This is a genomic window from Pseudomonas sp. SWRI68 (assembly GCF_014269165.1).
Classification (GTDB): Bacteria; Pseudomonadota; Gammaproteobacteria; order Pseudomonadales; family Pseudomonadaceae; genus Aquipseudomonas; species Aquipseudomonas capeferrum.
Map to the genome: position 1 here is coordinate 107,542 of NZ_JABWRU010000016.1, position 10,986 is coordinate 118,527.

The 10,986-nt window shown below is 61.8% G+C and carries 13 protein-coding genes and 1 tRNA gene; 5 read left to right on the forward strand and 9 right to left on the reverse strand.

Annotated features, from left to right (window positions below; translation table 11 throughout):
• Nucleotides 1-152 precede the first annotated feature (152 nt).
• Nucleotides 153-635, forward strand: coding sequence for a DUF2442 domain-containing protein (locus HU770_RS20445; RefSeq protein ID WP_186665204.1), 483 nt, complete (start codon nt 153-155; stop codon nt 633-635).
• 72 nt (nt 636-707) lie between these two features.
• Here HU770_RS20445 and HU770_RS20450 read toward each other — a convergent pair.
• Nucleotides 708-783, reverse strand: a tRNA-Thr gene (locus tag HU770_RS20450).
• A 98-nt stretch (nt 784-881) separates the two neighbouring features.
• The gene (locus HU770_RS20455; RefSeq protein WP_033703195.1) at nt 882-1,130 is read right to left on the reverse strand and encodes a hypothetical protein; all 249 of its coding nucleotides are present in this window, start codon (nt 1,128-1,130) and stop codon (nt 882-884) included.
• A gap of 664 nt (nt 1,131-1,794) precedes the next feature.
• Between HU770_RS20455 and HU770_RS20460 the strand changes: the two genes are divergently transcribed.
• Together HU770_RS20460 and HU770_RS20465 are read left to right on the forward strand one after the other, a co-directional pair.
• Complete coding sequence (locus HU770_RS20460) at nt 1,795-2,061, forward strand: hypothetical protein (RefSeq protein ID WP_186661664.1); 267 nt, start codon at nt 1,795-1,797, stop codon at nt 2,059-2,061.
• Entirely contained in the window at nt 2,058-2,330 is a 273-nt protein-coding gene (locus HU770_RS20465; RefSeq protein ID WP_186665205.1) for a DUF3077 domain-containing protein, read from the forward strand. The genes HU770_RS20460 and HU770_RS20465 overlap by 4 nt, the downstream gene beginning before the upstream one ends.
• 236 nt (nt 2,331-2,566) lie before the next feature.
• Here the strand turns inward: HU770_RS20465 and HU770_RS20470 are convergent, their stop codons facing one another.
• From HU770_RS20470 to HU770_RS20490, 5 genes are all read right to left on the reverse strand, one after another.
• Nucleotides 2,567-3,766, reverse strand: a complete 1,200-nt coding sequence (locus HU770_RS20470; RefSeq protein ID WP_186665209.1) for a methyltransferase — start codon at nt 3,764-3,766, stop codon at nt 2,567-2,569.
• A gap of 84 nt (nt 3,767-3,850) precedes the next feature.
• Nucleotides 3,851-4,540, reverse strand: a complete 690-nt coding sequence (locus tag HU770_RS20475) for an ABC transporter permease (protein ID WP_033703192.1) — start codon at nt 4,538-4,540, stop codon at nt 3,851-3,853.
• Complete coding sequence (locus tag HU770_RS20480) at nt 4,537-5,232, reverse strand: ABC transporter permease (protein WP_033703191.1); 696 nt, start codon at nt 5,230-5,232, stop codon at nt 4,537-4,539. The genes HU770_RS20475 and HU770_RS20480 overlap by 4 nt, the downstream gene beginning before the upstream one ends.
• 55 nt (nt 5,233-5,287) lie before the next feature.
• A complete protein-coding gene (locus HU770_RS20485; RefSeq protein ID WP_033703190.1) occupies nt 5,288-6,049 on the reverse strand; it encodes an ABC transporter substrate-binding protein in 762 nt (253 codons plus the stop codon).
• Nucleotides 6,050-6,062: 13 nt separating this feature from the next.
• Nucleotides 6,063-6,836, reverse strand: coding sequence for an ABC transporter ATP-binding protein (locus HU770_RS20490; protein WP_027917578.1), 774 nt, complete (start codon nt 6,834-6,836; stop codon nt 6,063-6,065).
• A gap of 638 nt (nt 6,837-7,474) precedes the next feature.
• Between HU770_RS20490 and gabP the strand changes: the two genes are divergently transcribed.
• Nucleotides 7,475-8,860 (forward strand): GABA permease, encoded by a 1,386-nt coding sequence (gene gabP, locus HU770_RS20495; RefSeq protein WP_033703189.1) that lies wholly within the window; start codon nt 7,475-7,477, stop codon nt 8,858-8,860.
• A gap of 75 nt (nt 8,861-8,935) precedes the next feature.
• On the opposite strand, the gene HU770_RS20500 is transcribed toward gabP, so the two are convergent.
• Entirely contained in the window at nt 8,936-9,373 is a 438-nt protein-coding gene (locus HU770_RS20500; protein ID WP_033703188.1) for a hypothetical protein, read from the reverse strand.
• 129 nt (nt 9,374-9,502) lie between these two features.
• On the opposite strand from HU770_RS20500, the gene HU770_RS20505 reads away from it, so the two are divergent.
• A complete protein-coding gene (locus HU770_RS20505) occupies nt 9,503-10,036 on the forward strand; it encodes a hypothetical protein (protein WP_238347538.1) in 534 nt (177 codons plus the stop codon).
• 9 nt (nt 10,037-10,045) lie between these two features.
• Here HU770_RS20505 and ppk2 read toward each other — a convergent pair whose 3' ends face one another.
• Complete coding sequence (gene ppk2 / locus HU770_RS20510) at nt 10,046-10,918, reverse strand: polyphosphate kinase 2 (protein ID WP_186661672.1); 873 nt, start codon at nt 10,916-10,918, stop codon at nt 10,046-10,048.
• Between the last annotated feature and the right edge of the window lie 68 nt (nt 10,919-10,986).

Here is a 10,986-nt window from a genome sequence, read left to right on the forward strand (position 1 = left end):
CAGCCTTGATTGAAATCAAGGCGGGCTGCGTCTGCGGTAAGGTTTCAACTTATCGTTTCTGCGATCGGCATGTGATCGCGAAAGTCGGTCCGAGCAGTATCACTGACTGGAGGTGATAGGGGCGCTATCTGACACAAGAAGGAGTGGATGAAATGGCATTGATGAAACGTCCCCGCCTGCGGGCGGTTCAGCCTCGGTCGGGCGCTAGCCTTGAGCTGACTTTTACCAATGGGCAGCGGTTTACCCTGGATATGAGCGACGCGCTTAAAGCGTATCCGGGGTTGGCGCCACTGGCTAAGCGCAAAGCGTTCGAAGACGTAACGTTAGGGGATGGAGGCTGGTTTGTGGAATGGCCGGCGCTGGATATTCAGATCGGTGCCGACACCCTACTGCTGGACGCGCTTGCCCAGAACGCCCCGGATGAGAACACCCGGATATTCATTCGCTGGCGGTTGCGGCATCGGATGACGCTCGACCAGGCTGCCGAAGCACTGGGCGTCAGTGCGCGCAGTATCAGCCGTTACAGTAGCGGTCGTGAAGCGGTACCACGCACACTGGCGTTGGCTTGTCTGGGCTGGGAGACGTTGGAGCAGAAAGGCAGCCTGACAGGTCACGCTTGCTTCCCCCTGGGGTAATTGCGGGGCGGGGGAGCGAACACACAAACAAAGAAGGCCCACCTTTCGGTGAGCCTTCTTTGATACTGCGTATGGTGCCGGCACCAGGAATCGAACCCGGGACCTACTGATTACAAGTCAGTTGCTCTACCATCTGAGCTATACCGGCAATGGGGCGTCATTATAACGATCGTTTGGCGCCTGTAAACCACTTCCTTGCGATTGTTTGCAAATGACCTAAGTCACCGGCTTAAAAGGAGATTTTTCTTACCAGCCGCGGTGGATCGTGTTGACGCTTGGTTCGGTTTTGCCGGGGTTGAAGAACAGCTTGTCGTTGTCGCAGCCGCGCTTGCGGCAAGGGCTCTCGACGCGCAGGGGCAGGCCTCTGTCGCCGCCCAGTTGCATGCCGGGGGTGTCCCAGCCCAGGTGGCTGGAAGGGTGGCTTGGGGTGTCGCTGGCGCAGGCGGTCAGGGCCATGGCGAAGGTCAACAGGGCTAGGGGTTTGGCTTGGGTCACGATGAGGAAGTCCGTTAGTCCATTGTCGGTTCTGGCGCAACGCCAGAAGGTCGCGGGGCTGGCGGGCAGCGCGCGACGTCTCTTTTTAATGATGTGGGGGTGAATGATACACCGTGGGGAGGTGTGCAGTGCGAGCTTTGCGGGCGCTGATCGACCGTCTTCAACCGTCGCGCGTGCTGCGTGCGTGTGTGTGTAGGAGCGGCCTTGCGTCGCGAAAGGGCTGCGAAGCAGCCCCAGGTTTGCGAACCAACGCAGGTATCGACGTTTGTTCACACATTGCTGGGGCTGCTTCGCAGCCCTTTCGCGACGCAAGGCCGCTCCTACAATCAAGGCAGCTATCAGCTGTAGGGCATTTCTGAACCTGAAACCAAATGCTTCCGGGTTTGCATGCTTCGGACCTATCCTACGCGCGCTGCTGAAGTATCGCTGTTGTCGGGGAAATGCCTCACGGATACCGTTTCTGGGTCGCTTCGGCGACCGGGTGTGAGAACCCGATTGAGAAATGGCGGCACTGTAATGGTGGCCGTACGCGGGCAGACTTCGGTCTGGCCGAGTCTTTTCGCGTTTTTTCTCCTCGGTTTCTCACCCCGCGTACGGCTGCCACCTTCAATCCGTGAGAAAGATCGGGTGGTAGTTCCTTTTTGAGAAAAAATGGAAGTTCGCCATGATCAAGATCGTCCCCGACCCACCACGCCCGCTCATCCACACCCCCTACTTCTCTATCCACAGCGACATCTCCCCACACGACGCACTCACCCAGGCCCGCGAGCTCATCCGCGCTGTGGCCCAAACCCTCGACGAACACTGCCGCGCCCACGCCGGCGAACCTGGCATTAGCCGGCTGGCCCACACCGCTCAGGCCGCCGAGTCGGCAGCAATATTGCTGCAGCACGCCAGTGAACGCATGAGCGCGGAGGGGGAAATCGCATGAACGATAACCCCAAGCCCATCACCACAGCCGGCCTGGAAACCTTCCTGGACGTCGGCGACCCACCCGTTGGCCTGTTGCGGGTGCAGCCCGGTATTGCGATCGACGATGCCTATGAACAGGTCTCTGTGCTGCTCAGCTACATCAAGCATCTGCTCAGGGAGGGTGATATGGAAGACGACCACAAGCTGTTGGGTGCGGCCGATTACCTGACGGCGATGGCCAAGGCATTGATGAACGATATCGAGCTGGCCAAGAACAAATTCCGCTGACCCACAGGGCCGCTTTGCGGCCCTAGGCGGGCGCACAAGAAAAGTTTATGCACAAGTAGCATTGCCAACTTGCGCGAAAGGCATGCCGAGCTGCTACACCGCTGGTCTTTGCGCAAACGCCTGTTTTTGCTGGCCTTGAGCTGTACGAAGGAATAAGCCAAACGCTTGAAATAGCGCTTGGATCCAACCATTCATCAAAAGCTTGTGCACAGAGTTATCCACAGGTTGTGCTGCGGCTAACGGTCGCGTTCTGCCAGGATGAGGATGTTGCGCGGGGTGAGGGGGTAGTCACAGAACAATCCGAGGCGTACGGCATAACCCTGTTCTTCCAGAAACAGCGCACGGTCGAGTATCAGCCACAGTTCCAGCGGGCGGCGGAACAGGTTGCGCACACGTTCCAGGTTGCGCACTTCGGCCAGGCGCTGCCAGCCGGCGGCTTCCAGGGCAGCCCAGTCCGGCGTGCCGCTCAGGGGCACGTGCTTGAGCTCGGCCAGGCCCCGGCAGTACGCCTCGAAAGGCTTGTCCAGCCAGGCCACCGGCAGCGAGGGAGTGGGCAGGTAATCATCACACTGGCGCTGCTGGCGTTGCAGCAGATCGAAGCCCAGGCGGCGGGCCATCGAGGTGTCGCGTTGGCGACGCACGCGGGCGCCCGCGGTGACGGTTTCACTCAACGGCAACCCCAGGTCGTCCAGCGACAAGTGCAGGCTGGAGGCTTGCGCGGCGGTGGATAACGCCTGGTACTGCTGGGCCTGGATGCGGTTGTAGCAGCAAGGGGCCACGGCCATTTGCCGGCAGCCTTGCTCGCTGGCCAGGTGCAGAAGGCGTACGTGCAGGTCGCCGCAGGCGTGCAGGGCGACCACGGTCTTGTCGCTATTCAGGTGGCCGGCGCTGTCTGCGGCCATGACATCCTGGTGCACATGGTGTGCAGGCAGGTGGTGGTGGTCGCTCAGGGCCTGGCCTGCGGTCACGAGTTCGGTGTCGTATTCCAGGCAGGTCAGGTGCTGGCCGGGTTGCAGCAGGCGGCGGCCGAGGTGGCCTTTACCAGAGCACCAGTCCAGCCAGTGCCGGGTTGGCGCGTTGAAGGCCAGCCGGCGGGTGAAGGCTTCGATCTGCTGCCATTTGCGGCCGGGCACGCCAACGTCGAGGCGGTGGGCGGCGGCTGGCAGGCCAGCGTCCGGGAGTGCGTCGAGGGTGCAGAGTTGCTGGGCTTGTTGGGCCAGTTGGGGGAAGGGGGCGGGCACGCCTTGCGTCACCCGCTCGGCTTCGGCGTCGCTCAGGCTGCATTGGCGCAAGTGGGCGGAGAGTGCGGGGTGTTCGGCTTCCCAATCCAGGCGCAGCGCGGTGAATGGCCTGGGTTTCCACAGGTGCTGGTGCTCGGTCAGGAACTGGTCGAGGGCCTGGAAGCGGTCGCTGTGGGGGATGGAGGGTGGGGTCATGGTTGTTGTCGGCTGGGGTTGGGGCTGCTGTGCAGCCCTTCGCGGGGCAAGCCCGCTCCTACAGGGTCGGAGCGGGGGTGAGGTCTAGCGCCCTTGGCAGGCGTCTACCCGCAACCAGCGCTCCAGCAGTTTGAAGCCCTGCACCAGGACAAACGAGATGACCAGGTAAAACACCCCGGCGGCAAAGAAGATCTCCACCGGCAGGTACGTCCGGGCAATGATGGTACGCGCCATGCCGGTCAGCTCCAGCAGGGTGACGGTACTGGCCAGGGCGCTGGCCTTGAGCATCAGGATCACCTCGTTGCTGTAGGCCGGCAGGCCGATCCGCGTGGCGCGCGGCAGCATGATGTAGATCAGGGTCTTGGCGCGCGACATGCCCAGTGCCCGTGCCGCTTCGATCTCACCCTTGGGGATCGACTGCAGCGCACCGCGCAGAATTTCGGCGATATAGGCGGCCGTGTGCAGGGTCATGGTCAGCACGGTGCACCAGAACGGATCGCGCAGGTAAGGCCACAACGCACTGCTGCGCACCGCCTCGAACTGGGCCAGGCCGTAATAGACCAGGAACAGCTGCACCAGCAACGGCGTACCGCGGAAGAAGAAGATGTAGCTGAACGGCACGGCGCGCACGTACCAGTGCCGCGACGAGCGGGCAATGCCCAGCGGGATGGCCAGGATCAACCCGGCAACCACGGCGATGGCCACCAGCTCCAGGGTCAGGGTCGCGCCCTGGGCCAGGCGTGGCAGCCATTTGATGATGACTTCCCAATTCATTGTTCGGCCCTCGCAAAGCCGCGAGCGGCGCGTTTTTCCATGAAGTACATGCCGGTCATGGCGACGACGGTCAAGCCCAGGTAGATGCAGGCCGCAACCATGTAGAAGGTGAACGGCTCCTTGGTCATGGTCACGCCGATTTGCGCGTGGCGCATGATTTCTTCAAGGCCGATGACCGATACCAGCGCCGTATCCTTCATCAGGATCATGAACAGGTTGCCCAGGCCGGGCAGGGCGATGCGCCACATCTGCGGCAGGATGATGCGCGAGAGGATGCGCGCCTTGGACAAGCCCAGTGCCAGGCCCGCCTCACGGTGCCCCTTGGGGATCGCCAGGATGGCGCCGCGGAACACCTCGGTGGCGTAGGCGCCGAAGCACAGGCCGAGGGCGATGACGCCGGCAGCGAAGGCGCTGAGCTCAAGGCCCGGCATGTTGAGCGCCTCGCCGATGCTGTTCATCAGGCCGACGGTGCCGAAATAGATAAGCAGGACCCAGAGCAGTTCGGGCACGCCGCGAACCAGGGTCGAGTAGAAGCCGCCAAGCCATTGCAGCGGCTTGACCGGGGAAGTCTTGGCCAGGGCACCGAGCAGGCCCAGGACCAGCCCCAGCAGCAAGGCGCAGAGCGCCAGTTTTACGGTCATCAAGGTGCCAGCCGCCAGGGCCGGACCGAATCCGTGCAGGTCGATATTCATGGGTAGGGTCGTTCTAGGGACCGGCACGCCGCAAGGGCGTGCCGGTCGGGGCGAATCAATAGATGCTGAACGGGAAGTACTTGTCGTTGATCTTTTTGTAGGTGCCGTCGGCGACAATTTCCTTCAGTGCGGCATTGAGCTTGTTACGCAGCTCATCGTCACCTTTGCGTACGGCAATGCCGACCTTGTCGCTGTCGTTCACCGGTTCGCCTTTGAACTCGAAGTTTTTGCCAGCGGCAGACTTCAGCCAGTCGTAGTTGGCGTACTTGTCGGCGAGGATGGCGTCGAGGCGGCCGGAGGTCAGGTCCAGGTAGGCGTTTTCCTGGCCATCGTACAGGTTGACCTTGAACTCGTTGTCCATGCCGCCGTTGTCGTCCAGCCAGGTCGCGGCCTGGGTGGCGCGCTGGGTACCGATGGTCTTGCCCTTGAGCGAGGCGCGGTCGGTCTTGAAGTCGACGTTTTTCGGTGCGATGAACTGCTGCTTGTTCGAGTAGTACGGGTCGGTGAAGTCGACGGCCTGCTTGCGCTCGTCGGTGATCGACAGCGAGGAGATCAGGAAGTCGAACTTCTTGGCGTTCAACGCCGGGATGATGCCGTCCCAGTCAGAGGTGACCACTTCGCATTCGACTTTCATCTTGGCGCACAGTGCGTCGCCGATGTCTTTGTCAAAGCCGACCACCTGGCCGCTGGCATCCTTGTTGTTGAACGGCGGGTAGGCCGCCTCGATGCCCATTTTGAGTTTTTCGGCTGCCATGGCATTTGCCGAGAACACCAGGGTGGCGGCAGCGGCCAGGAGGAATTTCTTATAGGTCTGCATTCGTGTTGCTCCGTTAGCGGTGGCTGGACATGAATTGCTTGCAACGCGCCGAGGTCGGGTTCTCGAAGACCTGCTGCGGCGATCCTTGCTCTTCAACCAGGCCCTGGTGCAGGAAGACCACTTCACTGGACACCTGGCGGGCAAAGTTCATCTCGTGCGTCACCAGCAGCATGGTACGGCCTTCTTCGGCCAATGCGCGGATAACGTTTAGCACTTCCTGGACCATTTCCGGATCGAGCGCCGAGGTCGGCTCGTCGAACAGGATGACCTTGGGCCTCATGGCCAAGGTACGGGCAATGGCGGCGCGCTGTTGCTGGCCACCGGAAAGCTGGGCGGGGTAGCTGTGGCGCTTGTCGTAGATGCCCACCTTGTTCAGCAAGGCTTCTGCGGCTTCGATGGCCTCGGCCTTGCTTTGGCCGAGCACGCGGCGCGGGGCCTCGATGATGTTGTCGAGGATCGACATGTGCGGCCACAGGTTGAAGTTCTGGAAGACGAAGCCGATCTCGCTGCGCAGGCGGTTGATCTGGCGGTTGTCGGCGGCGATCAGGTCACCGTTTTTGGCGGCCTTGAGCTTGAGCGATTCGCCGGCGACCAGGATTTCGCCCTGGTGCGGGTTTTCGAGCAGGTTGATGCAGCGCAGCAAAGTGGACTTGCCGGAACCGGACGACCCCAGGATGGAGATCACGTCACCATCGCGTGCGGTCAGCGAAATGCCCTTGAGAATTTCCTGCTCGCCGTAGCGTTTGTGCAGATTGCGGATTTCCAGCGCGGGCGTGGCCTGGGCCATGTGCGGTCCTCATGTGTTCGGGTGCGTTCCCAGCTGTTGGCGGCCTTCCTGGCGTGCGCCAAGCTAGCATAGCGGCATTAGGCGGCCAACAGGGTCGCTAGGGGCTCGGGTCGCTGTCGGGGCAGATTGTCGCATCGCTGCAGTGCAACGTCGCGAGGATGACCGCGAAGGTCTAGCCCAACACCAGAGCCTTGATGAAAAAAGGCGCGATGGTGCCAGCTTTGGCCCGCTCTTGGAAGCGGTTTTGGACCATTCGCGGGTAAACCCGCCGGCACAGGGTTGGTAATCGGTTTACCTGCAAACGGGTGAACGTGGGTAATGGGTTGTACCTTGAGGTTGTACTTTTTTGCATTGCAACGGTGCAAAGGTGTTACCTAGGAGCACCTTTGGTGCGTTTGTAAGTGGGTATTTCCGTAATCCCGACTTGGCAGGCGGTTTTGGCGACCTTTCGGTCAAGGCGTGGCCGAAAGCCCTGCAAGCCGCGCCCTTAATGGTTGCCAGAGATTTCTGACGAATGCTTTCAGCAACTGGCTCGCTTATTGCCACTGGGAAACCGCCGATTGCAGCGACGCCTAAACAACCCCGGGCGCGCTTCGTTCCTGTAGTCGGCGTGGTCCACTCCTTACAAAGGTAGTTTTATGAGCGGTAACAATTCCAACGACCTCGCTCAGGGGCTCAAATCGCGGCATGTCACCATGCTGTCCATCGCTGGCGTAATTGGCGCCGGTCTGTTCGTGGGTTCCGGCCACGCCATTGCGGCCGCAGGGCCTGCCGTACTGATGGCCTACGCGGCTGCCGGTACGCTGGTGGTGCTGGTCATGCGCATGCTGGGCGAAATGGCCATTGCCTCGCCTGACACGGGCTCCTTCTCGACGTATGCCGACCGCGCCATCGGGCGTTGGGCCGGCTTCACCATCGGCTGGCTGTACTGGTGGTTCTGGGTGCTGGTGATCCCGCTGGAAGCCAACGCGGCCGCAGCCATTCTGCATGCCTGGTTCCCTGCTGTTGATCTGTGGGCCTTCTCCTTGATCATCACGCTGGTGCTGACCCTGACCAACTTGTGCAGCGTGAAGAACTACGGCGAGTTCGAATTCTGGTTCGCCCTGCTCAAGGTGCTGGCGATCATCGGCTTCATCGTGGTGGGCTGCGTGGCCATGTTCGGCCTGGCGCCGGGCAGCCAGGTGAGCGGTGTCAGCCACCTGTTCGACACCCAGGGCTTCATGCCCAACGGCTTGGGCGCGGTGTTGGCCGCCATGCTGACCACCATGTTCTCGTTCATGGGCACCGAAATCGTCACCATCGCCGCTGCCGAGTCCAAGGACCCGGGCAAGCAGATCAGCCGCGCCACCAACTCGGTGATCTGGCGTATCTGCCTGTTCTACCTGGTGTCGATCTTCCTGGTCGTGGCGCTGGTGCCGTGGAACGACCCGGCCCTGGCGGAACTGGGTTCCTACCAGACCGTGCTGAGCCGCATCGGCGTGCCGAATGCCAAACTGATCGTCGACATCGTCGTGCTGATCGCCGTGACCAGTTGCCTCAACTCGGCGTTGTACACCTCTTCGCGCATGCTGTTCTCGCTGAGCAAACGTGGCGATGCGCCGGCTGTTGCGCAGCGCACCACCAAAGCGGGCACCCCGCACTGGGCGGTACTGTTGTCCACTGCCGCGGCCTTCCTCTGCGTGTTCGCCAACTTCGTTGCGCCGGCCCAGGTGTTCGAGTTCCTGCTGGCCAGCTCCGGCGCCATCGCGCTGCTGGTGTACCTAGTGATCGCTGTTTCGCAACTGCGCATGCGCAGCCAGCGTGAAGCGCGTGGCGAGAAGATCGACTTCAAGATGTGGCTGTTCCCGGGCCTGACCTGGGCGACCATTGCCTTCATCATTGCGGTGCTGGTGGTGATGGGGCTGCGTGAAGATCACCGTGCCGAGATCATCGCGACGGCCTTGCTGAGCATTGGTGTGGTGGCCGCTGGGCTGCTGGTGCATCGCAAGCGCGAAGCGGCTGGGCGGGTGGCGCTGGATAACTGATCTGCGCTGCTATGAATGAAAAGGCCGCGCCCTGTGTTGGGTGCGGCCTTTTTGTTTGTCTGGCCTTTTCGCAGGTCAGCCGTACAGCTTCTGCTGTTGCTTGGCCACCACTTCGGAAGCGGTGATATAGGCTTCCTGGAACGCGTCGCTTTCCAGCCAGGCCATGGTGGTGTCTTCGTCGGCGCCATCGAGCCAGGTGCGGTAGGCGGTGAACACCAGCACGATGTAGTCGGTGGCGTGCTCTTCCTTGTGGCCTTTGAGTACCAGGGTCAGCAGCGGGTCGACCAGGAACACCGAGATCATCGCGACCAGGCTGGTTTCCTGTGCCGCCTTCATCTTGTCGAACAGCTCTTTGTAGCTGTCCGACTCCATGGCCTTGTTGAACACCTGCTCGATGCTGGCGCTGTCACCGGCGCTGGCCTTGACCGTCTGGCCGCTGCGCACCATGCGGTTCTGCTTGGCCTTGCTGGCGGCGCGTTTGGCGCGTTTCTGTTGCTTGGTAGGGGTGGCCATGGGTAGGTCCTTGGGGGTGCCTGAAAAAGTGCGCGTATTGAATCGTACTTGCCTGTGAAACCCAAGCGGCAAGCGAGGGTCCTAGGCAGGTTGCCGGATGTCCGGTACCCACTCATGAGGAATTCACGGATGAAAACAGCGATTTCGCTTGGCCTGCTGGCTGTGGCGCTGTCCGGCTGCGGCAACATTGCCGCCGTCAAGTCGTTCAACACCCCGTATGGCTCGCCGACGTCGGGCGATACCGCACGCCTGCGGGTGATTGCCGATGGCATGGTGCGCGCTGTGCCGGGCAAGGATTGCGTCGACTGGTACAGCCCCGGGGCAGGGGTGATTGCAGTGCCCAAGGAGGGCTTCGCCGACCGCAATGGCGAAACCCTGGGCATGCCTGCCAGCGCCCCTGTGGCGGCGGGCGATGCGGTCAGCGAAGTGCTGGTGCCGGCCGGCAAAGCGTTCACCTTGCACTTTCTCGACGGCGGGCGCAGTAGCTACAACAGCGTCACCAATTGCCTGGGCATGTTCTATTTCGTGCCGCAAAAAGGCGCCGATTACGAAGTGGTGGTGCGCGGCTACAACGCCTGTGGCGTCGAGCTGCGCCAGCTGGGCGTAGAGCAGCCGGTGAAGACCACCAAGGCTGAATACTGCAGCGCCATGGCCAACTTCTGATTGCCCCTTTCAGTGGGTGGTGGCTGGCGCCTCGTCCTCTTCGAAGTCGCGTGATGCGCGCCCTACCAGCATGGGGTCCGCGGCATGTGCCACAGCCGGGTCCTTGCCCGGGTAATCCAGCGAATGCAGGAAGTGGCGGATGCAGTTGATGCGTGCGCGTTTCTTGTCATCGGACTTGATCACCGTCCATGGCGCATCGGCCGTATCGGTATGGAAGAACATCGCCTCCTTGGCTGCGGTGTAGTCGTCCCACTTATCCAGCGACTTGATGTCGATGGGCGACAGCTTCCAGTGCTTGAGCGGGTCGTCGCGGCGCGAGATGAAGCGCCGTAGCTGTTCCTCGCGGTTCACCGAGAACCAGTACTTGAACAGCAGGATGCCGCTGTTGCACAGCATGCGCTCAAGGTCTGGCGCCTGGCGCATGAACTCCAGGTACTGCAGCGGGGTGCAGAAGTCCATCACCTTCTCGACCCCGGCGCGGTTGTACCAGGAGCGGTCGAAGAAGACCATTTCACCCGCCGTCGGCAGGTGCTGGATGTAGCGCTGGAAGTACCACTGGCCTTTCTCTTGTTCGGAAGGCTTCTCCAGCGCGACGATCCGCGCGCCGCGCGGGTTGAGGTGCTCCATGAAACGCTTGATGGTGCCGCCTTTGCCCGCCGCGTCGCGGCCTTCGAACAGAATCACCACGCGCTGGCCGGTTTCTTTTACCCAGCTCTGCACCTTCAGCAGTTCGATCTGCAGGGCATGCTTGGTCTTCTCGTATTCCTGGCGGTGCAGGCGGGTGCGATACGGGTAGCTGGCAGGCAAGCGTGCGCGGGTGCTGTCTTCGTTGCTGCCTTTGGGCGCCGTGGCCACTTCAAGTGCGGCGGGTTGCTGGCTGATCCGGGTAATCGCGGGTTCGGGCTTGCGCTGACGTGGCCGGCGCGGGCGCGGCGCAGTGGGGGTGGGTT

Bases quoted from the DNA above. Each gene is read 5' to 3' on its own strand.
- HU770_RS20485 (WP_033703190.1), bottom strand. From the start codon at position 6,049: ATGCAGACCTATAAGAAATTCCTCCTGGCCGCTGCCGCCACCCTGGTG.
- HU770_RS20470 (WP_186665209.1), bottom strand. From the start codon at position 3,766: ATGACCCCACCCTCCATCCCCCACAGCGACCGCTTCCAGGCCCTCGAC.
- HU770_RS20460 (WP_186661664.1), top strand. From the start codon at position 1,795: ATGATCAAGATCGTCCCCGACCCACCACGCCCGCTCATCCACACCCCC.
- HU770_RS20445 (WP_186665204.1), top strand. From the start codon at position 153: ATGGCATTGATGAAACGTCCCCGCCTGCGGGCGGTTCAGCCTCGGTCG.
- HU770_RS20465 (WP_186665205.1), top strand. From the start codon at position 2,058: ATGAACGATAACCCCAAGCCCATCACCACAGCCGGCCTGGAAACCTTC.
- gabP (WP_033703189.1), top strand. From the start codon at position 7,475: ATGAGCGGTAACAATTCCAACGACCTCGCTCAGGGGCTCAAATCGCGG.
- HU770_RS20505 (WP_238347538.1), top strand. From the start codon at position 9,503: ATGAAAACAGCGATTTCGCTTGGCCTGCTGGCTGTGGCGCTGTCCGGC.
- HU770_RS20490 (WP_027917578.1), bottom strand. From the start codon at position 6,836: ATGGCCCAGGCCACGCCCGCGCTGGAAATCCGCAATCTGCACAAACGC.
- HU770_RS20480 (WP_033703191.1), bottom strand. From the start codon at position 5,232: ATGAATATCGACCTGCACGGATTCGGTCCGGCCCTGGCGGCTGGCACC.
- HU770_RS20500 (WP_033703188.1), bottom strand. From the start codon at position 9,373: ATGGCCACCCCTACCAAGCAACAGAAACGCGCCAAACGCGCCGCCAGC.
- HU770_RS20475 (WP_033703192.1), bottom strand. From the start codon at position 4,540: ATGAATTGGGAAGTCATCATCAAATGGCTGCCACGCCTGGCCCAGGGC.